General features: G+C 65.0%; 25 protein-coding genes and 1 riboswitch. Of the genes, 15 read left to right on the forward strand and 10 right to left on the reverse strand.

The genetic code is table 11. From position 1 onward, the window contains the following. Window positions 1-10 precede the first annotated feature (10 nt). Window positions 11-135, reverse strand: a riboswitch (S-adenosyl-L-homocysteine riboswitch). Between the two features lie 81 nt (window positions 136-216). After that, a complete protein-coding gene (locus NK8_RS13525; RefSeq protein ID WP_213226633.1) occupies window positions 217-939 on the reverse strand; it encodes an LrgB family protein in 723 nt (240 codons plus the stop codon). A 10-nt stretch (window positions 940-949) separates the two neighbouring features. After that, on the reverse strand, window positions 950-1393 hold the full coding sequence (locus NK8_RS13530) for a CidA/LrgA family protein (RefSeq protein WP_162066567.1): 444 nt from the start codon (window positions 1391-1393) through the stop codon (window positions 950-952). A gap of 130 nt (window positions 1394-1523) precedes the next feature. Here NK8_RS13530 and NK8_RS13535 point away from each other — a divergent pair, with 130 nt between their 5' ends. Then, window positions 1524-2468, forward strand: a complete 945-nt coding sequence (locus NK8_RS13535; RefSeq protein ID WP_162066568.1) for a LysR family transcriptional regulator — start codon at window positions 1524-1526, stop codon at window positions 2466-2468. A 66-nt stretch (window positions 2469-2534) separates the two neighbouring features. On the opposite strand, the gene NK8_RS13540 is transcribed toward NK8_RS13535, so the two are convergent. Beyond that, window positions 2535-4217 carry an OmpA family protein gene (locus tag NK8_RS13540; protein WP_213226634.1) on the reverse strand — a complete coding sequence of 561 codons (1683 nt, stop codon included), beginning with the start codon at window positions 4215-4217 and terminating at the stop codon, window positions 2535-2537. Between the two features lie 312 nt (window positions 4218-4529). Between NK8_RS13540 and NK8_RS13545 the strand changes: the two genes are divergently transcribed. Further along, window positions 4530-6227: an isovaleryl-CoA dehydrogenase gene (locus NK8_RS13545; protein WP_213226635.1), complete on the forward strand. Its 1698-nt coding sequence runs from the start codon at window positions 4530-4532 to the stop codon at window positions 6225-6227. On the opposite strand, the gene NK8_RS13550 is transcribed toward NK8_RS13545, so the two are convergent. The 5 genes from NK8_RS13550 to fliE all read right to left on the reverse strand — a co-directional run bounded on the left by NK8_RS13550 (window position 6205) and on the right by fliE (window position 9247). After that, window positions 6205-6537 carry an EscU/YscU/HrcU family type III secretion system export apparatus switch protein gene (locus NK8_RS13550; protein WP_162066571.1) on the reverse strand — a complete coding sequence of 111 codons (333 nt, stop codon included), beginning with the start codon at window positions 6535-6537 and terminating at the stop codon, window positions 6205-6207. The genes NK8_RS13545 and NK8_RS13550 overlap by 23 nt on opposite strands. Next, a complete protein-coding gene (locus tag NK8_RS13555) occupies window positions 6534-7841 on the reverse strand; it encodes a flagellar hook-length control protein FliK (RefSeq protein ID WP_213226636.1) in 1308 nt (435 codons plus the stop codon). The genes NK8_RS13550 and NK8_RS13555 overlap by 4 nt, the downstream gene beginning before the upstream one ends. Before the next feature lie 42 nt (window positions 7842-7883). Continuing rightward, a complete protein-coding gene (locus NK8_RS13560) occupies window positions 7884-8213 on the reverse strand; it encodes a flagellar protein FliT (protein WP_061174000.1) in 330 nt (109 codons plus the stop codon). 30 nt (window positions 8214-8243) lie between these two features. Next, window positions 8244-8663 carry a flagellar export chaperone FliS gene (fliS, locus tag NK8_RS13565; protein ID WP_061174001.1) on the reverse strand — a complete coding sequence of 140 codons (420 nt, stop codon included), beginning with the start codon at window positions 8661-8663 and terminating at the stop codon, window positions 8244-8246. Between the two features lie 218 nt (window positions 8664-8881). After that, window positions 8882-9247 (reverse strand): flagellar hook-basal body complex protein FliE, encoded by a 366-nt coding sequence (fliE, locus tag NK8_RS13570; RefSeq protein WP_061174002.1) that lies wholly within the window; start codon window positions 9245-9247, stop codon window positions 8882-8884. Window positions 9248-9517: 270 nt separating this feature from the next. Between fliE and fliF the strand changes: the two genes are divergently transcribed. From fliF to fliR, 13 genes are all read left to right on the forward strand, one after another. Next, on the forward strand, window positions 9518-11290 hold the full coding sequence (gene fliF, locus NK8_RS13575; protein WP_213226637.1) for a flagellar basal-body MS-ring/collar protein FliF: 1773 nt from the start codon (window positions 9518-9520) through the stop codon (window positions 11288-11290). Continuing rightward, entirely contained in the window at window positions 11280-12275 is a 996-nt protein-coding gene (fliG, locus tag NK8_RS13580) for a flagellar motor switch protein FliG (RefSeq protein WP_061174004.1), read from the forward strand. Before fliF ends, fliG begins: the two co-directional genes overlap by 11 nt. Then, a complete protein-coding gene (gene fliH / locus NK8_RS13585) occupies window positions 12268-12951 on the forward strand; it encodes a flagellar assembly protein FliH (protein WP_213226638.1) in 684 nt (227 codons plus the stop codon). The genes fliG and fliH overlap by 8 nt, the downstream gene beginning before the upstream one ends. Then, window positions 12945-14471 (forward strand): flagellar protein export ATPase FliI, encoded by a 1527-nt coding sequence (gene fliI, locus NK8_RS13590; RefSeq protein WP_213226639.1) that lies wholly within the window; start codon window positions 12945-12947, stop codon window positions 14469-14471. Before fliH ends, fliI begins: the two co-directional genes overlap by 7 nt. Before the next feature lie 65 nt (window positions 14472-14536). After that, the gene (gene fliJ, locus NK8_RS13595) at window positions 14537-14986 is read left to right on the forward strand and encodes a flagellar export protein FliJ (RefSeq protein ID WP_162066576.1); all 450 of its coding nucleotides are present in this window, start codon (window positions 14537-14539) and stop codon (window positions 14984-14986) included. A 34-nt stretch (window positions 14987-15020) separates the two neighbouring features. Next, window positions 15021-16370: a flagellar hook-length control protein FliK gene (locus NK8_RS13600; protein ID WP_213226640.1), complete on the forward strand. Its 1350-nt coding sequence runs from the start codon at window positions 15021-15023 to the stop codon at window positions 16368-16370. 807 nt (window positions 16371-17177) lie between these two features. Next, window positions 17178-17666 (forward strand): flagellar basal body-associated protein FliL, encoded by a 489-nt coding sequence (gene fliL, locus NK8_RS13605; protein WP_061174009.1) that lies wholly within the window; start codon window positions 17178-17180, stop codon window positions 17664-17666. Window positions 17667-17690: 24 nt separating this feature from the next. Continuing rightward, window positions 17691-18689 carry a flagellar motor switch protein FliM gene (gene fliM / locus NK8_RS13610; RefSeq protein WP_061174010.1) on the forward strand — a complete coding sequence of 333 codons (999 nt, stop codon included), beginning with the start codon at window positions 17691-17693 and terminating at the stop codon, window positions 18687-18689. Continuing rightward, window positions 18682-19113: a flagellar motor switch protein FliN gene (fliN, locus tag NK8_RS13615; RefSeq protein ID WP_061174011.1), complete on the forward strand. Its 432-nt coding sequence runs from the start codon at window positions 18682-18684 to the stop codon at window positions 19111-19113. Before fliM ends, fliN begins: the two co-directional genes overlap by 8 nt. Next, window positions 19110-19601 (forward strand): flagellar biosynthetic protein FliO, encoded by a 492-nt coding sequence (gene fliO / locus NK8_RS13620; RefSeq protein ID WP_162066579.1) that lies wholly within the window; start codon window positions 19110-19112, stop codon window positions 19599-19601. The genes fliN and fliO overlap by 4 nt, the downstream gene beginning before the upstream one ends. Before the next feature lie 185 nt (window positions 19602-19786). Next, window positions 19787-20557, forward strand: coding sequence for a flagellar type III secretion system pore protein FliP (gene fliP / locus NK8_RS13625; RefSeq protein ID WP_162066580.1), 771 nt, complete (start codon window positions 19787-19789; stop codon window positions 20555-20557). 10 nt (window positions 20558-20567) lie between these two features. Next, a complete protein-coding gene (gene fliQ, locus NK8_RS13630) occupies window positions 20568-20837 on the forward strand; it encodes a flagellar biosynthesis protein FliQ (protein WP_008352562.1) in 270 nt (89 codons plus the stop codon). A 22-nt stretch (window positions 20838-20859) separates the two neighbouring features. Beyond that, entirely contained in the window at window positions 20860-21654 is a 795-nt protein-coding gene (gene fliR / locus NK8_RS13635; protein ID WP_213226641.1) for a flagellar biosynthetic protein FliR, read from the forward strand. A 15-nt stretch (window positions 21655-21669) separates the two neighbouring features. Here the strand turns inward: fliR and NK8_RS13640 are convergent, their stop codons facing one another. Further along, the gene (locus tag NK8_RS13640; protein WP_213226642.1) at window positions 21670-22086 is read right to left on the reverse strand and encodes a DUF4279 domain-containing protein; all 417 of its coding nucleotides are present in this window, start codon (window positions 22084-22086) and stop codon (window positions 21670-21672) included. Window positions 22087-22095: 9 nt separating this feature from the next. Continuing rightward, window positions 22096-22749, reverse strand: coding sequence for a hypothetical protein (locus tag NK8_RS13645; RefSeq protein WP_213228669.1), 654 nt, complete (start codon window positions 22747-22749; stop codon window positions 22096-22098). Between the last annotated feature and the right edge of the window lie 19 nt (window positions 22750-22768).

The raw sequence follows: 22768 nt of genomic DNA on the forward strand, positions 1-22768 counted from the left end.
TCTAGAAATGTTGACGTGAGCGCCGTTCGATGCGGTGGCTCAGCGGGCTTTCGATCAGCCTTCGAACCGTCCGGATTGAATGCTCCGAGCCTGGCGGCCTGTGTTTTCTGGCCGTCGCAACGCTCCTCGGAAGCGAACGCCGATTGTAGCAAAGTCCCGTGGGAACGATCCGTTTCTGAGACGTGCGTGGGGATTTTTCGCGGCGCTTTTCCGCGCTCAGAAAGGCAGCGCCGACAGCAACGGCGCGAGCAGCACCATCGCGACTCCTGCGATCATCATCGTGAGACTGGCGACGACGCCCTCTTCGCTCCCCAGTTCGCGCGCTTTTGCGGTGCCGACGCCGTGCGCCGCCGCGCCGAACAGCGCGCCTCGCGCGAGCCGCGTGCGCAACGGCACGAGCGCGAGCACGATCTCGCCGAACAGCATGCCGCAGACGCCCGTCGCGATCACGAAAAGCGCGGTGAGGTCCTTCGGCGCGTGAATTTTGTCGGAGACGGCGAGCGCGAAGGGCGTCGAGACCGAGCGCGTCGCGAGACTGCGCTGCAATTCCGGCGACAGATGCAGCAGCTTCGCGAGCATCAGCGATCCGCCGACCGCCACCAGAATGCCGACCGTCACGCCGACGCTCAGCGAAATCCAGTGCCGCTTGATGAGCATGCGGTATTCGTAGATGGGCACCGCGAACGCGACCGTCGCCGGGCCGAGCAGCCACATGAGCCAGCGCGTATCGGCGAAGTAAACCGAATAAGGAATGCGCGCCATCACGACGATCAGCGCGAGCATCGCCGGCACCGCGAGCAGCGGCGTGAGCCACGGCCGCCTGAAGCGCGCGTAGAGCTGCTTGGCCGCGAAGTACAGCGCGACGGTCAGCACGAAGCAGCCCGCCGCGATGAGGCGCGCGGCGTCGTCTGCGATGAGGGAGGCGTAGAAGTGGTTCATGTCGGCCGGTTCACGCGCGCGCGGCCTGCCGTGCGACGAGCACGCGGCGCAACGCGAGATGGCGTTCGAGGCGCGCCGCACGGTCGACGGCGAACGCGACGGCCACCATCACCATCAAGGTTCCCCCGACCACCACAAGCGCGAGCCGCCAGCCGTCCTCCTTGAAGAGGCCGCCGTACTGAACCGCCGCGACCGCCGCCGGGATGAAGAACAGCAGCATGTCCGAAAGCAGCCAGTCCGCGCCCGCTTTCACCCAGCGCGGTGCGATGCCGCCGCAGAACAACAGCGCGAGCAGCGCGACCAGGCCGACCACGCCGCCCGGCACCGGCAGCGACAGCTTGCGCGCGACGAAATCCGCCGCGACCCAGATCGCCGCGAGCGCGGCGGACTGCACCGCGACGCGCAGAAAGCGGCCGAAGGCGGATTGCGAAGGGTTCGTCAGGACGGCGGACATGGCGGGCTCTTTTGCGATGAAATCAATGAACTAGGGTTAACCTGTAGTCCGAGTATATGGGCGCTCCTTGCATAATTAAAATGAATTAAGCTTATCCAAATCATTCCAAACTGGAATTCAGGAGCTGACGATGGAATTGCGCGCCTTGCGGTACTTCATCGAGGTCGTGAAGCAGAAGAGCTTCACCGCCGCCGCCGAGCACATGTTCGTGACCCAGCCGACCATCAGCAAAATGGTGAAGGCGCTGGAGGATGAAGTCGGATCGCCGCTGCTGTTGCGCGAGGGCCGTCAGATGGTGCTGACGGACGCCGGGCAGATCGTCTATCAGCGCGGCGTCGAGGTGCTGGCGGCGCATGCCCGGCTGGAGGCCGAGCTCAACGATCTCGGCACCTTCGGGCGCGGCACGCTGACGATCGGCATTCCGCCGATGGGCGGTTCGCTCTTCACGCCCGCCATCGCTGAGTTCCGGCGTCGCTATCCGAAGGTCGAGCTCAAGCTGTTCGAGCGCGGCTCGAAGGCGATCGAGGCGGCGCTCATCGACGGCGAACTGGAACTGGGCGGCGTCCTGCAGCCTGTCGACACCAACATGTTCGACGTCCTGCCCGTCAGCCGGCAGATTCTGTGGCTCGTCGCGTCGAAGGGTTCGCGCTGGGACGACGCGCGCGAAGTCGCGCTCACCGATCTCGCCGCAGAACCATTCGTGTTCTACGGCGAGAGCCTCGCGCTGAACGACGTCGTGCTCAACGCGTGCCGCGAAGCGGGTTTCGCGCCGACGATCGTCGGCCGCAGCGGGCACTGGGATTTCATGGCGGCGCTCGTGCAGGCGGGCATCGGCATCGCGTTGCTGCCCGCGCCGTACTGCCGCCGCCTCGACGCCGACGCGTTCACCTGCCGCCCGGTCGTCGCGCCGGAGATTCACTGGGATATGGCGCTCGGCTGGCGGCGCAACGGCTATCTGTCGCACGCGGCGCGGGCGTGGATCGAAGTCGCGCGCGAAATGCTGCCCGCGAATCTCGATCAGGATTTCATGGGCGATGGCTTTCCGCGCGCGCGGCGCGGCGAGCCGGGAAAATGAAACGCGCCGGCTTGCATAGAGCAAGCCGGCGCGTTCTTTACAGCAACTTCCCGGGCGTTAGCCGTATCAGTTCAATTCCTTGAACTCGATCCGGCGATTCGCCGCGCGACCTTCACGCGTCGCGTTGTCGGCGATCGGATGCGCGTCGCCGAAACCTTCCGCCGAGAGTGTGTCCGCAGGCACGCCGTGCTGGATCAGATAGCTGCGCACCGCCTGCGCGCGCTTTTCCGACAAACGGATATTCACCGCCGGATCGCCCGAGCTGTCGGTGTAACCGCCGATCTGCAGCCTGATCGGTTTGCCGGATGCGCCACAGTCCTTCAGCGATTTCGCCGATTCGGCGAGTTCGTCCAGCGCGGCGCGCGGCAGCGAATTCGACGCAAAGCCGAAGTTGACCGGATGCGTATTCAGATGCTTCGCGATGTCGGCGGCGGCGCAACTCGCGGCGGCCTGGGCGTCGGACGCGGCCAGCGCCTTGGCTGCGGCGGGCGTATCGGCGGCGATCGTCCAGCCATCGCCGAAGGACGCCCTCAGCTTGTCCAGCCAGCCGAGCGCCGTGTCCGCGGCGCGGCCGCCCAGATCGACCTTGTCGCCCGCGATCTGCACCTGCGCGCCCGGCAACGCCATGACCGGCAACAGGCCGTCGAGCTTGCCGAGCCACGCGGCCGGCTTCGTATCCGGATCGGCCGTGATGTTGGCGTGGAACTTGTCCATGCCGAACTTGACCGCGAGCACGTCGAGCAGGTGCTGCCGCTCCTTCTCGCTGTTCACGGTGGCGGTCAGCGTGGGAATGCCGGATGCGTCGACGGCGAAGGACAACTTCGAGTCCTTGCCCGGCAGCGCGACGGGCATCGACGCCTCGCTTGCTGCCGGAATCGTCGCCGCGGCCGCGGAACCGGCGCTCGTGACCGCAGCCATGTCGGTGTTCGCGTCAGAGGCTGCATCCGGCTTCGCGGCGGGCGCGGTGTCCTCCTGCTTCTCCGTCGAGCATCCGCGCCCGAGCAGCGCCGCGAACAGCGCGAGCGCGGCGGCGAGCGCGATCCACCACCATTTTTTCTTGCCAGCGCGCTCTTTCGCCGGTTGCTCCGCAGCGGCGGCGGGTTCCGACTGCAACGGAAACGCCGCCGCTTCCTGCGTGGCCGGATGGTCGAGATGCGCCGCCACGGCCTTCAGCCGCGACGCGACGCCCGCAAGAAAGGCGCCGACCGAGCCGAGCCCGAGCGCATTCGCGAACGCGTCCGTCATGTTGGCGCGCACCACCGGCAACTGGTGTCCGAGCAGGGCCGGAAGCTGGGCCGCCTGGGCGTTGTGCTGCGTGAGATAGCGCTTGAGCACGCCGAAAAGCGTCACGCTGACCACGCCGTTCAGCGTGCGCGTGGCGATCGTCGCCACGCCGGTATATTCGGCGACGCGATCGGCGAGGCCGTTGAGGCTGTCGCGCGAGGCGATCGCCTCGTCGGTTTTCGCGCCGCTGCTGACGAGCGTCCTGAATCCCTCGTCCTGCACGACGAAGTGCGGCAGTTCCTCCGCGATCAGCGCGTTCGTGCCCGGCGACATGATCGCGGCGAACAGATTGCGCGCGCCTTCGAGCGAGGACGCCTTGTTCATCATGGCGCCGATGAGCGCGGGGGCGCACAGCGACACCACGCGCCTGGCGGATTCCGGCGCGCAGCCGATGCGCCCGGCGATGTGCTGCAACACGCTTTCTGGCAAAGCGCTCTGGACGAGTTGATTGAGGTTGATGCTCATTGAGAATGCTTCCCTGAAAGCGTTACTGCATCCGCCGGAATTGGGCGAGCCGATTATAGGTTCGGGCTCCTGCGCGTCATCGGGGTGGCATTAACAATCGGATTTGTCCCAGCGATCCGCGCTTTAGGAACGCGCATTAGAAAGTGATGCTGATTTGTGAAAAGAACGATGGCTCTACCCGTCCAATGAATGCGCGGCCTATGATTCCTGAATTCGAGATGGGTCGAGACGCCCGGAACGACTGTTGCGCCCACCCGACAGTGACGCATCGCCGCCCTGCCTGCGCGCGCGTGCAAATGAAGGAGACCAGCGATGTCCGCTTCCGCCGATCGCCCGTTCGGGCAGACACACGAAGTCACGAATCAGGCGCCGCCGCTTGTCGGCTACGACGCGTTCGCCTTCGATCCGGCGCTGACGGCCGCGCTCGGGCGGGAAGGCGCGCAATGGCACGCGCAGGCGCTCTCGCGCGACGGCATGACGCTGACGCAGCCGGATGTCGTCGCGCTGGCGGAACTCGCCAACCGGCACGAGCCGGAGCTCGCGACGCACGATCCGCGCGGCGAGCGCATCGACGCGGTGGAGTTTCATCCGGCCTGGCACGAACTGCTGCGGCGCCTGCGCCACGAAGGCCTGCACGCGCTGCCGTTCGAACCGGCCGCGCGCGTGGGATCGATGGCCGCGCGCTGCGCCGGCTACTATCTGCACGGCCAGCTCGAATCCGGCTCGCTGTGCCCGATCACGATGACCTTCGCGAGCATCCCGGTCCTGCGCAACGAGCGCGATCTGTTCGCGCGCATCGCCCAGCCGCTGCTGTCGCGCGAGCACGATCCGCGCGACATCCCGCTCGAAGCCGGCAAGCATTCGATGATGATCGGCATGGGCATGACCGAAAAACAGGGCGGCTCGGACGTGCGCAGCAATCGCACGCGCGCGTACGCGCTCGGCGTACCGGGACGCGCCAGCGCGTATCGGCTGGTCGGTCACAAATGGTTTTTCTCCGCGCCGCAATGCGACGCGCATCTCGTGCTCGCCCGCACCGCCGACGAAGGCGGCCTGTCGTGCTTCTACGTGCCGCGCTTCGCGCCGGACGGCCGCAAGAACGCGGTCCAGATCCAGCGCCTGAAGGACAAGCTCGGCAACCGCTCGAACGCGAGCAGCGAAGTGGAGTTTCTCGATGCCTACGGCGTGATGATCGGCGACGAGGGGCGCGGCGTGCCGACCATCATCGAAATGGCGAACTTCACGCGGCTCGACTGCGTGATCGGCAGCGCAGCGCTGATGCGCGCGGCGCTCGTACAGGCGATCCATCACGCGCGGCATCGCAGCGCGTTCGGCGCGGCCCTCATCGATCAACCGCTGATGCGCAACGTGCTCGCGGATCTCGCCCTCGAATCCGAAGCCGCGACGATTCTCTTCATGCGGCTTGCGGGCGCATTCGAGCGCAGCGCCGTGCCGGACGGAGCGCTCGCCGAGCGCGCGTGGCGGCGCATCGTCACGCCTGCCGCGAAGTTCTGGGTCTGCAAGCGCGCGCTCGAATTCACCGGCGAGGCGATGGAAGTCTGGGGCGGCAACGGCTATGTCGAAACCGGGCCGATGGCGCGTTTCTATCGCGAGGCGCCGGTCAATTCGATCTGGGAGGGCTCGGGCAACGTGATGTGCCTCGACGTGCTGCGCGCGTTCGAGCGTGAGCAGGACGCCGCGCACGCGCTCCTCGCCGACTGGAAGCGGACGGCGGCCGCGCATCCGGCGCTCTCTGGCGCGCTGGCGTCGCTGCTCGACATGCTGACGGGCGATCCGGCTGCGCGGGAAGCGTCGGCGCGGCGAATCGCGCAACAATTGACGCTATGCGCGCAGGGCGTGTTGCTGGCGCGGCATGCGCCGCAGGAAGTTGCGGATGCGTTCATCGAAACGCGGCTCGGCGATGCGCGCGGCGAGACGGGGCGGGTGTATGGCACGCTGCCGGCGCGGTTCGATCATGCGGCGATTGTCAGGCGGGCGTTTGCCGCGTAGCGAGCGCGCGCCCGCTTTCCCGCATCGGCTCCTCGTTCTCCAGCCGATACACCCACGAAAGCAACTCCGCCACCGCCTGATACAACGCCGGTGGAATATGCGCGTCGAGATCGACTTGCATCAGCAGCGACACCATCTCCGGCGATTCGTGCACATACAGTCCCGCTTCCTTCGCGCGCTGCACGATCATCTCCGCGACCATGCCATAACCCTTCGCCACGACGCGCGGCGTCGCCTCGCGATTGCCCGCGTCGTAGGCGAGCGCGGTCGCCTGCCTGCGCGTGTACGGCGGCTGATCCTGTCCGCTCATGCTTCACTCCCCTCGCCGCGCGGCGGGCGAAACAGATGTTCGAGCGGCGAGCGCAACGGCTTTTTCGCGACAGGCTTGTCGGCTGACAGCGCGAGATCGGTCGCGCCGTCCATCGAGCGCACGGACAGGGACGCCAGCGCGATGCCCGCCGCCTCGAGCTGACGCGCGAACGCGGCGCCGTCGGCGGCGAGACGGCGTGCGCCCGAATCCCCCGCCTTGATGCGCGCGACGAGCTTTTCGCCCGTCAGCACCAGTTCGGCGTCGACCGTGCCGAGCGCAGGCAGCGACAACGTGATGCGCGTGCGCCAGGCGTGCTTGTCCGCGGCTTCGGCGGCATCGTCGGGCGTGCGCGGATCGCGCGGTTCGCGGGCGATTTCCCATTCGAAGCGCGTGCCGGGCCACGCTTCGCCTTGCCAGCGGAACTGCTGGTTCGCGAGCACGTCGAGTTGCTGGCGCACGACATTGAGCGTCGCCGGATGAATGCCCGCCGCCAGCGACGCCTGCAACGCCGATTCCTGCGTGCCCGGTTGCGCGGTCTGCGCGCTCGCGCCGCCCGATGCGTTCCCGCTCTGCGAATTCGAGAGCGCCGACGCCGGCGCATCGCGCACCGACGCCGCGAGCGCGGCCGCCTGCTGCGGCGTCTGCGGCGTCGCGACGGCGTGCGCGGGCGCGTGGAAATCGGGCGCACCGGCGTCCAGCCATGCGTCGCCGGTCGCGCCATTCGCGAAATCCAGCGGCAAGGACAGCGAGCGTGCATCGGCGCGCGCCTGCGGCTCGTTGCCGAGCGACGCGGCGCTGCGCTGGCCCGCGAGCCATTGCACCAGATGCGATTCGTAGAAGAGCCCGCTTTCGTCGACGGTCTTCGCCAGCGCGGTCGCGAGCGCCGCGGCGGGCAGCGGCGGCAGATTCTGCGTCGCGGCGCGCGCGGCCGCGACGGCGGCGGCGTTGGCGGAGAAAGCGGTATCGAAGAGTCCGGTCGTGAGCGCGGCGAAGGCGCTCGCGGGACGCGGCGGAGTCGGCCAGAGCGGGGCGTCGCTGGTCAGCGCGGGCGTCGCGCCGCCGATGCGCGAGATCACGTCGAGCGTGCGCGCGACGCTGGACAGCGCGGTTTGCGCCGATGCGGCCGGCGCCGCGGCCTGCGCCGATGTGCCGACGAGCTGCGGCAGGTCCGTCTGCGTCGTCTGTCCGACGCTCGCGCCCGTCACGCCCGTGCCGCTAACGCCGTTGGGCGCGCGAATCGCGGACAGCAGGAGCTCGGTGCGGCTGGCGAGCAGCGATGCGATCGCGGTATCGAGTCCAGTCATGCCCACATCCTCAATTGCGCCACGGCCGGCGCGCACGGACGCTTAACGCAGTCCGATCATCTTTTTCAGTACGCGCGCCGGGCTGTTGACCGTGAACAGCGCGGACAGGCGCGCGAGGCTCGGCGAACTCAGATCGCGGATCGCGGCGTCGTCGGCGAGAATCTTCTTCACGAGGTCCAGCTTGCGCGCGCGGGCGTCGTCGTCGAGTTCCGAGCCCGAATCCACTTCCTTCAGCTGCTCGACCAACTCACGGTAAGTGCCCTGCAACGTCTTCAGTTCGCTCCATTCGCCGCCGCGCGCAGCCGCCAGCATCTGGCCGGAAACCGCTGCGATGGCTTCGTAGTGGGCGAAATAGTCTTGTGTCGTCTTCATTCTTTCGAGGCAGTCGACGCGAGAGTCCCGTCAAACGGGCGTCGCGGTCAGTTGCGCCACTTCCGGTCCAATTCCCACCCAGGCTTCTTCGAGCGTTGCGAGCAGGTTGTCGACCTCGACGAGCATCGTCTCGTCCTGCTTCAGATTCGCCTCCAGCAGCCGGCGCGTCATATACGTGTAGAGCGCGTCCAGACGCTCCGCGATCTCGCCGCCCGCATCCTTGTTGAGCGCCTGCTGCAGGCCGCTCTCGATGATGCTGATGGCCTTGCTGATCGCAGCGCCGCGCGCGCCGATGTTGCGCTGCTGCAGGTGCATGCGCGCCTGCGCGATCGCCTGGCGCGCGCCCTGATACAGCATCACGATCAGCCGATGCGGGCTCGCTCCCATCACTCCTGTCTGAACGCCCACGCGTGCGTACGCGCTGGCTCCAGCGTGTCCTGGGGAATACATCTCTCGGTTCTCCTTATGCGATGCCGCGGTGTCCGCATGCTTCCAGCGGACGCCGTGCTTCTCGTCCTGATCCGTATGGGCCCGGCAAAACCGGTGCAGGCAAACGAACCATCGTTCGCCGTGCCGTTATCGGGGTTATCGGAGAAACGCGGCAAAGCTTTAGGAAACAAGGCTCCAGAGCCGGTGCAGCGATAAAGGGCTGGATCGCGGGGGCCGCGTCAGACGGAGATCTGCATGATGTCGTTGTAGGCCGACACGAGCTTGTTGCGCACCTGCAGCCCGAATTGCAGGCCGACGTTCGCCTTCTGCATGTCCACCATCACGTCGTTGAGCGACACGTTCGGTGCGCCGATCTCGAAGGCGTGCGCCTCGCCGAGCGCCTTGGTCTGGTTGTCGCTGATCTTGTCGATGGACGATTTCAGCGCATCGGAAAAGCTGCCGACGCTCGCCGCGCCCGATGTCCCACCCTGCCCCGTGACGGCGCCCGACGCGCTGGTCGGGCCGGAGGTCCCGCCGGCGGCTTGCGAGGCCATCGACTGAATGGCCGAGAGCGCGGCGGAAAGCGGATTGATCGGAAAGTTCATGTTGACTCCGGGTGACAGGGAAAAGCCGGTGCCGCACGTAGTGGGACCTGGCGCTCGGGACGCGTTTCGCGGAGGTTCGCCGAGTACGAAAAAGCTTAGCAGCGGGCCAGTTTTCAAAGCACCGGAAGAACGGGGAAAACCCCGCTCTATTCGCCGAATCGACTTGCAATCTTCTGCGGATAATCCCCATCGTGAAAAGTCCTCCACCGCCGCTTACATCAGCGGATAACGGCGGCAGGAGAACAACAGGATTCGGAGCTTCGACGCTAAATGGAAACGCCCAACAACTCACTGATCACGCCCGACGCCAGAATGGGCCTGGCGGGCGCACAACCGGGAGCCGCCGGAACGGTCGGCGCCGGCCCGGGCCTCGCGGGCGCCGACTTCGGCGGCTTTGCGCAGCGCGTGCCGATGCTCAACCAGTTCCGCTCGAATCCGCGCGTGCCGCTCATCGTGGCCGTCGCGATTCTGGTGATGGTGGTCGCCGGCCTCGTCATGTGGTCGCGCCAGCCGGATTACCGCGTCCTCTTCTCCAATCTCTCGGATCGGGACGGCGGCGCAATCGTTGCCGCGCTCCAGCAGGGCAACATTCCGTACAAGTTGTCCGACGGCGGCGGCGCCATCCTCGTGCCCGACGCGCAGGTTCACGAAACGCGTCTGCGCCTCGCGAGCCAGGGCCTGCCGAAAAGCGGCTCGGTCGGCTTCGAGCTGATGGACAACCAGAAGTTCGGCATCAGCCAGTTCGCCGAACAGGTCAACTATCAGCGCGCGCTGGAAGGCGAACTGGAACGCACGATCGGCTCGATTTCGTCGGTGAAGTCGGCGCGCGTGCATCTGGCGATTCCGAAGCCGAGCGTGTTCGTGCGCGACAAGGAACTGCCGACCGCCTCGGTCATGGTCAATCTGTATCCGGGCCGCGTGCTCGACGAAGGGCAAGTGGTCGCGATCGCGCACATGGTGGCGTCGGGCGTGGCGGACATGCCGGTCAAGAACGTCAATATCGTCGATCAGGACGGCAACCTGCTGACGAGCCAGAACGCCGCCAACGGTCTCGACGCGTCGCAACTGAAGTATGTGCAGCAGATCGAGCACAACACGCAAAAGCGCATCGACGCGATCCTCGCGCCGCTCTTCGGCGCCGGCAACGCCCGCTCGCAGGTGAGCGCCGACATCGATTTCTCGAAGCTCGAACAGACCGCCGAAAGCTACGGCCCGAACGCCAATCCGCAGAACACGGCGATCCGCAGCCAGCAATCGAGCGAGTCGAGCGAGACGTCGGGCGGCGGCGCATCGGGCGTGCCGGGCGCGCTGTCGAACCAGCCGCCGCAGCCGGCCTCCGCGCCGATCGACGCAGCCGCGTCGGGCGCGGTCGGCGCGAAGTCCACGCCGCAGAACCAGCGCCGCGACACGACGACGAACTACGAAGTGGACCGCACCGTGCGCCACTACGAACAAGCGACGGGCGGCATCAAGCGTCTGTCGGTGGCGGTGGTCGTGAACTACGAGAAGAAGCTCGACGCCAAGGGCAACGTCACCATGACGCCGCTCGCCGCCGACAAGCTCGCGCAGGTCCAGCAGCTCGTGAAGGACGCGATGGGCTTCGACGACAAGCGCGGCGACTCGGTGAACGTCATGAACAGCGCGTTCTCCGCCGATCTGAACGTGACGCCCGACGCGCCGTGGTGGCGCACCCCGCAGATGATCGCGTGGGGCATCCAGGCGGCGAAGTACGTGGGCATCGGAATCGTCGGATTGTTCCTGTACTTCAGCATGGTGAAGCCGGCGATGCGCCGCGCCTTCCCGCCGCCGCCCGAAGTCGCGCCGACGCTCGGCGCACCGGATGAACTCTCGCTGCTCGACGGTCCGTCGCTCGACGGCGAGAAGAAGGAAGACGAAGACAAGGATGCCGAGGTGAGTCTCCTCGGTCATGAAAGCAAGAAGGCCAAATTCGATCGCAATCTCGACTACGCGCGCATGGTGGCGCGTCAGGACGCGAGAATCGTTGCGACGGTCGTGAAAAACTGGGTGTCCGATGAACGCTGAAGGCCTGAACAAAGCCGCTCTCCTCCTGATGTCGATCGGTGAGGAAGAAGCCGCCGAAGTATTCAAGTATCTCGCGCCGCGCGAGGTGCAGAAAATCGGCGCGACCATGGCGGCCCTGAAAAACGTGACGCGCGAGCAGCTCGACAACGTGCTGACCGAATTCGTGTCGGAGGCGGAGCAGCACACCGCGCTGTCGCTGGATTCGAGCGAGTACATCCGCTCGGTGCTGACCAAGGCGCTCGGCGAGACCAAGGCCGGCGCGCTGATCGACCGTATCCTGCAAGGCAGCGACACGAGCGGCATCGAAGGCCTGAAGTGGATGGACTCGGGCGCGGTCGCGGAACTGATCAAGAACGAGCATCCGCAGATCATCGCGACGATCCTCGTGCATCTGGACCGCGATCAGGCTTCGGAAATCGTCTCGCTGCTGACCGACCGTCTGCGCAACGACGTGCTGCTGCGCATCGCGACGCTCGACGGCATTCAGCCCGCCGCGCTGCGCGAACTCGACGACGTGCTGACCACGCTCCTCTCCGGCAGCGACAACCTGAAGCGCGCGCCGATGGGCGGCATCCGCACGGCGGCGGAAATTCTCAACTTCATGTCGAGCAATCACGAGGAAGGCGTCATCTCGAATGTGCGCGAATACGATGCCGAACTCGCGCAGAAGATCATCGACCAGATGTTCGTGTTCGAGAACCTGCTCGACCTGGAAGACCGCGCGATCCAGCTGCTGCTGAAGGAAGTCGAGTCGGAGACGCTGATCGTGTCGCTGAAGGGCGCGCAGCCGGCGCTGCGTCAGAAGTTCCTGTCGAACATGTCGCAGCGCGCGGCCGAACTGCTCGCCGAAGACCTCGATTCGCGCGGTCCGGTGCGCGTGTCGGAAGTCGAGCAGCAGCAGCGCAAGATTCTCCAGATCGTGCGCAATCTCGCGGAAAACGGTCAGATCCAGCTAGGCGGCAAGGCGGAGGACGCATATGTCTGACGCCCGCGCGCGCAAGGCTCAGGCGGCTCCGGTCTCGGCGTATCAGCGCTGGGAGATGGCCTCGTTCGATCCCGTCGAAATCAAGGTCGACAACAGCGCGGCGGAACAGGCCGCGCTCGAAGCGCACCTGCGCCGCGTCGAGGACGACGCGCATCAGCAAGGGCTCGCGAAAGGACACGTCGCGGGTCAGGCGCTGGGTTATCAGGCGGGTTTCGAGCAGGGTCAGGCGAAGGGTTTCGAGGATGGCCGCAAGGAAGCGCTCGCGCAGGCCGCGCGCCTCGCCGAGATCGCCGATGCGTTCAAGACCGCGTTGCAGGCCGCCGATGCCGCCATCGCGGAATCGCTCGCCGAACTCGCAGTCGATATCGCGCAGCAGGTCGTGCGCCAGCATCTCGCGCTCGATCCGACCGCGCTCGTCGCCGTCGCTCGCGAAGTGATCGCCGCCGAGCCGGAGTTGTCGGGCGCGCCGACGCTCGTCGTCAATCCGGCCGATTTGCCGATCGTCGATGCGTATCTGAAGGACGAACTCGAAAGCGCCGGCTGGACCGTGCGCCCCGATCCGGACATCGAGCGCGGCGGCTGCAAGGCGCACGCCGCGACCGGCGAGATCGACGCGACCAATGTCTCGCGCTGGGAGCGCGTCGTGGCCGCTTTGGGGAGAAACAAGCCGTGGTGAATCAACGGATCACGCAGGATGGACTGAGCGCGCTCGAACAGGAACTCGCGCGCGCATCGTTCGGCCCGCTCGCGAGCGACGACGACTTCGACAGCGAATCGCCCGACGAACTCGCCGCGCGCACCATCGCCGAACTGGCCGATATCGCGGGCAATCCGCACATCGACACGTGGCGCGAAAAGCTCGACGCGCTCAGAACGCGCAGCGAACTCGCCAAGCCGCTGCGTTCGTGCGGACGTCTCACGCGCGCCGCCGGACTCGTGCTCGAAGCAGTCGGCCTGAAGATGGGCGTCGGCTCCGAATGCATGATCGAGTTGCCGCCGGGCAGCGCGATTCCGACAGCCGAAGCCGAAGTCGTCGGCTTTTCGGGCGACAAGCTCTTTCTGATGCCGACTACCGAAGTGGCCGGCCTTCTTCCCGGCGCGCGTGTCTATCCGCTCGAAAGCGCGCCGATCAACGATCCGATGGCCGGCGCGAAGCGCTTGCCGGTCGGCTGGGAAATGCTCGGGCGTGTGGTCGATGCGTCGGGCCGTCCGCTCGACGGGCTCGGCCCGCTCGGCGCGAAGGTCGATGCGCCGCTGAACGCGCCGGTCATCAATCCGCTGAACCGCGAGCCGATCCACAAGGTGCTCGACGTGGGCGTGCGCGCGATCAACACGCTTCTGACGGTCGGGCGCGGCCAGCGCATGGGCCTGTTCGCGGGTTCGGGCGTCGGTAAATCGGTGCTGCTCGGCACGATGGCGCGCTACACGAGCGCGGAAGTGATCGTGATCGGGCTGATCGGCGAACGCGGCCGCGAAGTGAAGGAATTCATCGAGCAGATTCTCGGCGAGGACGGTCTCGCGCGCTCCGTTGTGGTCGCGGCGCCGGCGGACGTATCGCCCGTGCTGCGGATGCAGGCCGCCGCGTACACGACCTCGCTCGCCGAATATTTCCGCGATCAGGGCAAGCACGTGCTGATGCTGATGGACTCGCTGACGCGTTACGCGATGGCCCAGCGCGAGATCGCGCTTGCGATCGGCGAGCCGCCCGCGACCAAGGGTTATCCGCCGTCCGTGTTCGCGAAGCTGCCCGCGCTCGTCGAGCGTACCGGCAACGGTCCGGAAGGCGGCGGCTCGATCACCGCGTTCTACACCGTGCTCACCGAAGGCGACGATCAGCAGGACCCGATCGCCGACTCGGCGCGCGCGATTCTCGACGGCCATATCGTGCTGAACCGTTCGCTCGCGGAGGCGGGGCACTATCCGGCCATCGACATCGAGCAGTCGATCAGCCGCGCGATGACCGCGCTCATCGACGACAAGCATCTCGAACGCGTGCGTCTCTTCAAGCAGATGCTGTCGCGCTATCAGCGCAACAAGGATCTGATCAACGTGGGTGCGTATTCGAGCGGGCGCGATGCGCTGCTCGACCGCGCGATCGCGCTGTACCCGCGCATGGAGTCGTTTTTGCAGCAAGGCTTTCGCGAGCAGGCGCCGTTCGAGCCGAGCATCGCGATGTTGAATCAACTGTTCGAATAGTTTTCGACTAGTATCCGAAGCATTCGTCATAAGAACGCCAAAAGACCATACGGGATCGCCACGCCATGTCCAAGAATCTGCCGATCAACACGCTCATCGAACTTGCTGCAGAGGAACTCGACACTGCCACGAAGAAGCTCGGCAAACTCCAGCAGGAGCGCAACGACATCGAGACGCAGCTGAATTCGCTCGTGACCTATCGCGACGAATACCACGCGCGGTTCACGGCATCGGCGCAGGAAGGCACCACGGCGCAGACGCTGCGCAACTTCCAGGCGTTCGTCGACACGCTCGATTCGGCGATCGCGCAGCAACGCACGGCGCTCGTCATGGCCGATCAGCGCATCGAGGCGGCCAAGCCCGACTGGCGTCTGAAGAAGCAGAAGCTCGGCAGTTACGAAGTGCTGGCCGCGCGCGGCGAGGCGATGCTCGCGAAGAAAGCGGCACGCGTCGAGCAGCGCGAAGCCGACGAACACGCGGCCAAGGTGCTGCGCATGCGCGCCGAACGGGCCTGAGCCGTTTTTAACCCATTGCATTTGAGAGACTCGTATGTCCTCCGTATCTATCCTCGGCGCGCTGACTGGCGCCGCGTCATCGAGCAAGGCCGCGGCGCAGCGCGCGGCGAGCGCGGGCGCGTCGTTCGGCATGACGCTGCAAGGCATCACCGACCGCGCCAATGCCGACGCGCAGGCGGCGAAGGCGCTGGCGGATTCATCGGCCGATAAATCGAGCGTGCACGACGCGCCGAAGCCGGACGACAGCGCGGCCGATGCGGCGTCGAAGAGCGATGACGCGTCGGATGCGCAGGCTGCGTCGAAGCCCGATCGGACGGACGCGCCGAAAGAGGCGTCGAAGAACACGGGCAAGCGCGATACGGCGGACGCATCGAAGCCGGCGGCATCGGGGACTTCGTCGGATGCGGCCGCTGCCGCTGCAGCGCAGGCGAAAGCGCGCGCAGACGCCGCCAACGCCGACGATACCGGCACTGACGTCACGCTCTCCGATCTGACCAACGACGTCACCGCTTCGACCGACGACGACAAATCGACCGGCGAAACGCACAAGAGCGGCGATGCGAAGACGGCGCAGGATCCGCTTCAGGCAGCGCTCGCGGCGATCAGCAACCCGCCGGTCAATGCGACGCCCGCGAATGCCGCGGCGAACGGTGCCGTCGCGGGCGCGCGCGAAGGCGCGAAGGGCGAGGATCAAGGCAGTTTGTTCGCCAAGGGCGGAAAGGGTGCGGGTCTGGCCGTGCTGGCGAGCAACGTGAACACGGACGCCAAGGCGACCGATGCGAGCGCGCTTGCCGTCGCGACGACGCCCGCGGACGCCGCAACCGCCGCGTACAAACAAGCCGCCGATGCGGCCGCGCACGCGGTGGCGATGCAGACCACATCGGCGAATTCGGCGGTGTCGAGCCCGCAAGGCGCGATGGCGTCTGCGACGAGCGCGGCGATTGCGCCGCACGTGGGCGCGTCCGGCTGGGACGATGCGTTCAGCCAGAAGGTCGTGTTTTTGTCGAAGGCGGATCAGCAGAGTGCTGAGCTGACTTTGAATCCGAAGGATCTGGGGCCGTTGCAGGTGACGTTGCAGGTTTCGGAGAATCACGCGCACGCGTTGTTTGTTTCGCAGCATGCGCAGGTGCGGGAGGCGGTCGAGGCCGCCATGCCGAAGCTGCGTGAGGCTATGGAGGCGAATGGCATCAGTCTCGGGAGTGCTTCGGTTTCGGATGGGGCTGCGTTTGGGCGGCAGTCGCAGCAAGGAAGCGAAGGGGAGCGCTCGTCGGGGTCGCGGGGTGGGCGTGGGGTTGGTGGGATCGGTGGGGGGGATGATTCGGTCGCTTCCAGCGTGAGTTTGCCGGTGCGGCGCAGGGTTGGGCTTGTGGATACCTTCGCTTGACGGCTCGGGGCTTTCGTTTTTGGTTTCGCCGGATCCCGTTAGCGCGTCGGTTTATTAGCGTTGCCCCTGTGCGGGGCGGCACCTACTTTCTTTGCTGCTGCAAAGAAAGTAGGCAAAGAAAGCAGCTCGAGACGCCCGCGGTCACACGCAATTTGGGTGTTCTTCTCATCGTTCGTGGCCTCTGTAGCGAGTGCCCTCACAGGCCTAACCGGGCTTGGACCGCGCACGGTCTGCCATATCGCGCCGTATAACGGACTGGTTCAGCACGAGATGGCTCCGGCCCGCTTCGCGGCCGATGGGTCAATCGGGTCTGTGGGTGCTTCTGCGTTTCCCTTATTTTCGTCGGTTTCCCTTGCATACCCTGCGGCAGCGCGAAGCGCTGTGCCGAAGCCATTTCGTGCTGAACCAGCGCGCCTGGATTTCTAGCTCGGCAGACCGTGCGCGGTCCAAGCCCGATTAGGCCTATGAGGGCACTCGCTACTGAGCCCACCGCATCTGGCAAGCATGGCCAAACTGCGTGTGACCGCGGGCCGTGACCTAGCTGCTTTCTTTGGTTACTTTCTTTGCAGCAGCAAAGAAAGTGACTGCCGCCCCGCACAGGGGCAGTGCCAATAGACCGACTCGAATACAAGTTTCCCGAGAATCGCCCGTTAACAAACGCTAAAGAGAAAGCGCAATAAGCCCGCGCCAAGGCCCCAAAGCGGGCCCAAAGCAATCGGATGGAATAACCCCAAATCCCCCCTCTGTTCGACCCATCGCTTTACACGGCGATAGCCAACAATTCACCCTATCGAAAGAGGCAAGCAAATGGCTACCACGACCGCAAACCAGCAATCCATCGTCCCCGCGAAGAGCGGCAAGCTCAAGAAGATCCTGATCATCGCCATCGGCGCGATCGTGCTGCTCGGCGCGGGAGCCGGCGGCGCTTACTTCTTCCTCGGCAAGACCCACGGCGCGGCCAAGCCCGCGCCCGAACCGCCGCCCGTGTTCTTCCCGCTGGAATCGCTCACAGTAAACCTCCAGTCCGACGACGGCAGCATGCACTATCTGCGCGCCGGTCTCACGCTCAAGCTGAAAGACGAAAAGGTCCAGTTGCTCGTCACCGAGCACATGCCCGAAGTCCGCAGCCGCGTGCTGCTCCTGCTCTCGGGCAAACGCCCCGACGATCTCGCGACCGTCGACGGCAAGAAGCAACTCGCCAACGAATTACGCGCGGCGGTCGAAACCGCGGCGAGCACCGCCGAAAAGCCGGTGCGCGTCGAGGAAGTGCTGTTCACCGAATTCGTCGTTCAGTAACGCCGCATCAGCGAGTAACCACTCATGGGCCACGAAGAGTTCATGTCGCAGGAGGAGGTCGATGCCCTCCTCAAGGGCGTCACCGGCGAAATCGATCAGGAAACTGACGAGAAAAAGCCCGTCGGCGTACGTCCCTACAACATCGCGACGCAGGAACGCATCGTCCGCGGCCGGATGCCCGGCCTCGAAATCATCAACGACCGCTTCGCGCGCCTCATGCGCGTGGGCATCTTCAACTTCATGCGGCGCTCGGCGGAAATCTCCGTCGGCCCGGTGAAGGTGCAGAAGTACAGCGAATTCACGCGCAACCTGCCGATCCCGACCAACCTCAACCTGGTCCATGTGAAGCCCCTGCGCGGCACCTCGCTGTTCGTGTTCGATCCGAACCTCGTGTTCTTCGTGGTCGACAACCTGTTCGGCGGCGACGGGCGCTTTCACACGCGCGTCGAAGGCCGCGAGTTCACGCAGACCGAGCAACGCATCATCAGCAAGCTGCTCAATCTCGTGTTCGAGCACTACGCCACCTCGTGGCGCAGCGTGAAGCCGCTGCAGTTCGAATACATGCGCTCGGAGATGCACACGCAGTTCGCCAACGTGGCGACGCCGAACGAAATCGTCATCGTGACGCAGTTCACGATCGAATTCGGTTCGACGGGCGGCACGCTGCACATCTGCATGCCGTACTCGATGATCGAGCCGATCCGCGACGTGCTCTCCTCGCCGATCCAGGGCGAAGCGCTCGAAGTGGACCGCCGCTGGGTGCGCGTGCTGTCGCAGCAGGTGCAGTCCGCCGAAGTGGAACTGACGGTGGATCTCGCCGAGATCCGCTCGTCGTTCGAACAGATTCTCAACATGCGCGCGGGCGACGTGCTGCCGATCGATGTTCCGGAGCACGTCGTCGCGAAAGTGGATGGCGTGCCGGTCATGGAATGCGGCTACGGAATTTTCAATGGTCAATACGCGCTGCGCGTGCAGAAGATGATCAGCGCGAGCGATACGATGAAGGAAGGTGGATATGAGTGATCTGATGCAGAACGACGCGCCCGGCGCGCCGGAAAAAGGCGAAGAGCTTTTGCTGGACGACTGGGCGAGCGCGCTCGCCGAGCAGAACGGCAACGACACGCCGGTTGCAGCAAGCGCGGGCGTGTTCCAGCCGCTGTCGAAGGCCGCGGCGCCGTCGACGCGCAACGACATCGACATGATTCTCGACATCCCCGTGCAGATGACGGTGGAGCTCGGGCGCACGAAGATCGCGATCCGCAACCTGCTGCAACTCGCGCAGGGCTCGGTCGTGGAGCTCGACGGCCTCGCCGGCGAGCCGATGGACGTGCTCGTGAACGGCTGTCTCATCGCGCAGGGCGAAGTGGTCGTGGTCAACGACAAGTTCGGCATTCGCCTGACCGACATCATCACGCCGTCCGAACGTATCCGGAAGTTGAATCGATGAAACGCTTTGCCGCCTTGTTGTCCGCAGCGCCGCTGTTCGCGCGCGCCGCCGACATGAATGCCGTGAACCACGCCGCGCAGATCGCCTCGGGCGTCGGCGCGGGCACCGCGGTGCCGTCGCTCGGTTTCGGCGCGGTGCTGCAGACGCTCGTCGGACTGGTCGTCGTGATCGGTTTCGTGTTCGGCTGTGCGTGGCTCGCGCGCAAGTTCGGCTATCAGGGCGGCAAGCGCAGCGGTCTCGTGAAGGTCGTGGGCGGCGCATCGCTCGGCAACAAGGAGCGCGTCGCTGTCATCGAAGTCGGCGATACGTGGCTCGTGCTCGGCGCCGGTCCCGGCAATGTGCGTCTCTTGCACACGATGCCCGCCGGTTCGGCCGAAGTGGAAGGCATCGCGGCGCCGGCGCCGTCGCCGGCTGGCAGCTTCGGCGCGCGCTTTCGCGACGCCCTCGCCGGCGAAGCGAACAAGCGGCTCCAGAAGTTCGTCAAGTAAGTTCGTTCCGTTTGACCGATACATCGGGCGTGGTCCGCAAGGATCGAACGCCCGATGTTCGTTTACGGAGAACGTTTCGCAATAGAACGAGTTAGCCCGGGTTTCCCCCTCTGTTCGCGTCATCGTTCGCGACCGGGATCGACAACAATTCAGCCTATCGAAAGTGTTCGTCGGCGGGAGCAAGCATGCAGGTCAGTCGTAACATCGCGCGTGGTGTGAAGATCGCGCTGCCAGTCATCATCGGGTTGATGCCGTACCTCGCGTTCGCGCAGAGCACGGCGGGCCTGCCGGCCTTCAACACGAGTCCCGGCCCGAACGGCGGCACCACGTATTCGCTCAGCGTGCAGACGATGCTGCTGCTGACGATGCTCTCGTTCCTCCCTGCGATGGTCCTGATGATGACGAGCTTCACGCGCATCATCATCGTGCTGTCGCTGTTGCGCCAGGCGCTCGGCACGACGAGCACGCCGCCGAATCAGGTGCTCGTCGGGCTCGCGCTGTTTCTGTCGTTCTTCGTGATGTCGCCGGTGCTCGACCGCGCATACAACGACGCGTACAAGCCCTTCTCCGAAGGCCAGATCGCAATGGACCAGGCGATGACGCGCGGCGTCGCGCCGTTCAAGCAGTTCATGCTGAAGCAGACGCGCGAAACCGATCTCGCACTGTTCGCGCGCATCTCGAAGGCCCCGCCGATGAACGGCCCTGAAGACGTGCCGCTGTCGCTGCTCGTGCCGTCGTTCGTCACGAGCGAGCTGAAGACGGGTTTCCAGATCGGCTTCACGATCTTCATTCCGTTTCTCATCATCGACATGGTGGTGGCGAGCGTGCTGATGTCGATGGGCATGATGATGGTTTCGCCTACGACCATCGCGCTGCCGTTCAAGCTGATGCTGTTCGTGCTCGTCGACGGCTGGCAGTTGCTGATCGGCTCGCTGGCGCAAAGTTTCGTATCCTGAGGAGACGCGCATGACACCCGAATCCGTCATGACCATGGCACATCAGGCGATGTACGTCGCCTTGTTGCTCGCCGCGCCGCTGTTGCTGGTCGCGCTCGTCGTCGGTCTGGTCGTGAGCCTGTTTCAGGCGGCCACTCAGATCAACGAGTCGACGCTGTCGTTCATCCCGAAGCTGATCGCGGTGGCGGTGACGCTCGTGATCGCGGGTCCGTGGATGCTGTCGACATTGCTCGACTACATGCGCCACGTCTTCACGATCACGCCCGCGATCACGGGCTGAGTCACGGGCCGAGATTCGTTCGATGTTCTCCGTCACCTACGCGCAACTGAACGGCTGGCTCACGGCGTTTCTGTGGCCGTTCGTGCGTATCCTCGCGCTGATCGCGACCGCGCCCGTGCTGAGTCACATGGCGATTCCGATGCGCGTGAAGATCGCGCTCGCCGCGTTCATCGCGCTGATCGTCGCGCCGACGCTTCCCGCCATGCCTCAGGCAACAGTGTTTTCCGCTGCGGGCGTGTGGATCATCGTCAATCAGTTTCTGATCGGCGCGGCCATCGGCATGGTGATGCAGATCGCGTTCGCCGCCGTCGATGCGGCCGGCGAGTTCATCGGCCAGCAAATGGGGCTCGGTTTCGCGATGCTTTACGATCCGCGCGCGGGTGGCAACGCGGTGGTCGTGTCGCGCTATCTGAACACACTGGCGATGCTCGCGTTTCTCGTCTTCGACGGGCATTTGCAGTTGATAAGTGCGCTTGTCGGCACGTTTCAGAGCGTGCCGATCGAGGCGAATGTGGTCGCGACGGCTTCGCATGCGCAGGGATGGCGCGTGCTGGTGGGTTACGGCGGCAGTGTGTTTTCGACTGGGTTGCTGCTCGCGTTGCCGATCGTGGCGGCGCTGCTGACCGCGAATCTCGCGCTCGGCATTCTCAATCGCGCTGCGCCGCAGATCGGGATTTTTCAGGTCGGCTTCCCGGTGACGATGCTCGTCGGGCTGCTTTTGCTGCAGTTGATGGTGCCGAATCTGATACCGTTTTTTCAGCGGATTTTCGATGTGGGGATTGCGCAGGTGGGGCGAGTGGCGGGCGGGATGTTTTGATTTTTTCTCGACCGGTTACCGATATTCGTCGATCTCGATCGTGCCGCCCATGGATTCAATCATGATTCGGATGTCGTCGGGGACCTCGGGGACGCGATCGCCGGAGTAGTTGTCCCAGTAGCAGAAGAAGCGCATCCGCGCTTCCTGTTGATTCAACAATTCACGGAAACCAACGCGCGGAAGTCCAAGCCGGATAATCAAGTATCGGAGATGCGGCTCCAATGCGTCGCTCTGCACGGCGTGCTCGCTTCCAACTCCCCACCCACCGACGCGCGCCGGCACGCTGCTGAGTCGCCCCGACGGGGTGACAAAATGCTGGCCTTTGATCATTGACCAGTCTGGCGCGCCACCGAAGTAGGCGGTCCAGAAAGCGGGGTCCAGCGTATCGGAATGTATCGAAAAGGACGCGTACGCAAGTCTGTCTTGATTCATGCCGGGACCCTATGGCGCGTAGTTGTGCATGTTATCGATGATACTTTTCCGAAACTCGACGTCCCCATTGTCATGCCAGATGACATTGTGGTCACCACGCAGTTCCAGCCGGTTCTTCATTGAGTGAATCATGTTGCCAAAGGTCTTCCGATCATACCCAAGCATCTTCGCAGCATAGTCCGGGTTCCTGGTGCTTTCCGCAAGTTGCTCGATCTCGCCCTTTACTTCTTGCGTCCGATATTCGAAAGGCTTCCCTGCATCCAGCGATGTTGCGCCCTCGCCCGTGATCAAGGCCCGAACCAGTTCATCTGCCTTCACCGGAATGAGCAACCCGGCCCGCACGTAAAAGTACTTGAGCTTGAATACGAGTTCGTGCGTCGAGTCTGGCCTATACCGGAACGACTCCCTCAGCATCGCTAACAGGTCATCCATCTCCTTACGATCGTATGGATTGGGATACTCCACACGATAAGTGGGCTTATAGCCGCGAACGAAATCCTCGCGATACTGCTCGAGCAGTTCCGGCTCGACTGGTGGCATCAACGAGGCGGCGACAACGTACTCGAATTGCCGGCGCGTGAACAGCCGGTAGCTCGATGCGAGACTCCAGATACCGCTCCGCAGCTTGACCGAGAACATGTTCAAGTGGATGGAATCGGCCATGGGTCAAGATCGATGGGAG

This window comes from Caballeronia sp. NK8 (genome assembly GCF_018408855.1).
Lineage (GTDB): Bacteria > Pseudomonadota > Gammaproteobacteria > Burkholderiales > Burkholderiaceae > Caballeronia.

Excerpts from the sequence above, each read along its gene's own strand:
- NK8_RS13645 (WP_213228669.1), bottom strand. The coding sequence starts at position 22,749 with ATGGCCGATTCCATCCACTTGAACATGTTCTCGGTCAAGCTGCGGAGC.
- NK8_RS13600 (WP_213226640.1), top strand. The coding sequence starts at position 15,021 with ATGTCCTCCGTATCTATCCTCGGCGCGCTGACTGGCGCCGCGTCATCG.
- fliN (WP_061174011.1), top strand. The coding sequence starts at position 18,682 with ATGAGTGATCTGATGCAGAACGACGCGCCCGGCGCGCCGGAAAAAGGC.
- NK8_RS13535 (WP_162066568.1), top strand. The coding sequence starts at position 1,524 with ATGGAATTGCGCGCCTTGCGGTACTTCATCGAGGTCGTGAAGCAGAAG.
- fliJ (WP_162066576.1), top strand. The coding sequence starts at position 14,537 with ATGTCCAAGAATCTGCCGATCAACACGCTCATCGAACTTGCTGCAGAG.
- NK8_RS13555 (WP_213226636.1), bottom strand. The coding sequence starts at position 7,841 with ATGACTGGACTCGATACCGCGATCGCATCGCTGCTCGCCAGCCGCACC.
- NK8_RS13550 (WP_162066571.1), bottom strand. The coding sequence starts at position 6,537 with ATGAGCGGACAGGATCAGCCGCCGTACACGCGCAGGCAGGCGACCGCG.
- fliM (WP_061174010.1), top strand. The coding sequence starts at position 17,691 with ATGGGCCACGAAGAGTTCATGTCGCAGGAGGAGGTCGATGCCCTCCTC.
- NK8_RS13545 (WP_213226635.1), top strand. The coding sequence starts at position 4,530 with ATGTCCGCTTCCGCCGATCGCCCGTTCGGGCAGACACACGAAGTCACG.
- NK8_RS13525 (WP_213226633.1), bottom strand. The coding sequence starts at position 939 with ATGAACCACTTCTACGCCTCCCTCATCGCAGACGACGCCGCGCGCCTC.
- fliF (WP_213226637.1), top strand. The coding sequence starts at position 9,518 with ATGGAAACGCCCAACAACTCACTGATCACGCCCGACGCCAGAATGGGC.
- NK8_RS13530 (WP_162066567.1), bottom strand. The coding sequence starts at position 1,393 with ATGTCCGCCGTCCTGACGAACCCTTCGCAATCCGCCTTCGGCCGCTTT.
- fliG (WP_061174004.1), top strand. The coding sequence starts at position 11,280 with ATGAACGCTGAAGGCCTGAACAAAGCCGCTCTCCTCCTGATGTCGATC.
- NK8_RS13640 (WP_213226642.1), bottom strand. The coding sequence starts at position 22,086 with ATGAATCAAGACAGACTTGCGTACGCGTCCTTTTCGATACATTCCGAT.
- fliP (WP_162066580.1), top strand. The coding sequence starts at position 19,787 with ATGCAGGTCAGTCGTAACATCGCGCGTGGTGTGAAGATCGCGCTGCCA.
- fliR (WP_213226641.1), top strand. The coding sequence starts at position 20,860 with ATGTTCTCCGTCACCTACGCGCAACTGAACGGCTGGCTCACGGCGTTT.
- NK8_RS13540 (WP_213226634.1), bottom strand. The coding sequence starts at position 4,217 with ATGAGCATCAACCTCAATCAACTCGTCCAGAGCGCTTTGCCAGAAAGC.
- NK8_RS13560 (WP_061174000.1), bottom strand. The coding sequence starts at position 8,213 with ATGAAGACGACACAAGACTATTTCGCCCACTACGAAGCCATCGCAGCG.
- fliH (WP_213226638.1), top strand. The coding sequence starts at position 12,268 with ATGTCTGACGCCCGCGCGCGCAAGGCTCAGGCGGCTCCGGTCTCGGCG.
- fliE (WP_061174002.1), bottom strand. The coding sequence starts at position 9,247 with ATGAACTTTCCGATCAATCCGCTTTCCGCCGCGCTCTCGGCCATTCAG.
- fliQ (WP_008352562.1), top strand. The coding sequence starts at position 20,568 with ATGACACCCGAATCCGTCATGACCATGGCACATCAGGCGATGTACGTC.
- fliL (WP_061174009.1), top strand. The coding sequence starts at position 17,178 with ATGGCTACCACGACCGCAAACCAGCAATCCATCGTCCCCGCGAAGAGC.
- fliS (WP_061174001.1), bottom strand. The coding sequence starts at position 8,663 with ATGTATTCCCCAGGACACGCTGGAGCCAGCGCGTACGCACGCGTGGGC.
- fliO (WP_162066579.1), top strand. The coding sequence starts at position 19,110 with ATGAAACGCTTTGCCGCCTTGTTGTCCGCAGCGCCGCTGTTCGCGCGC.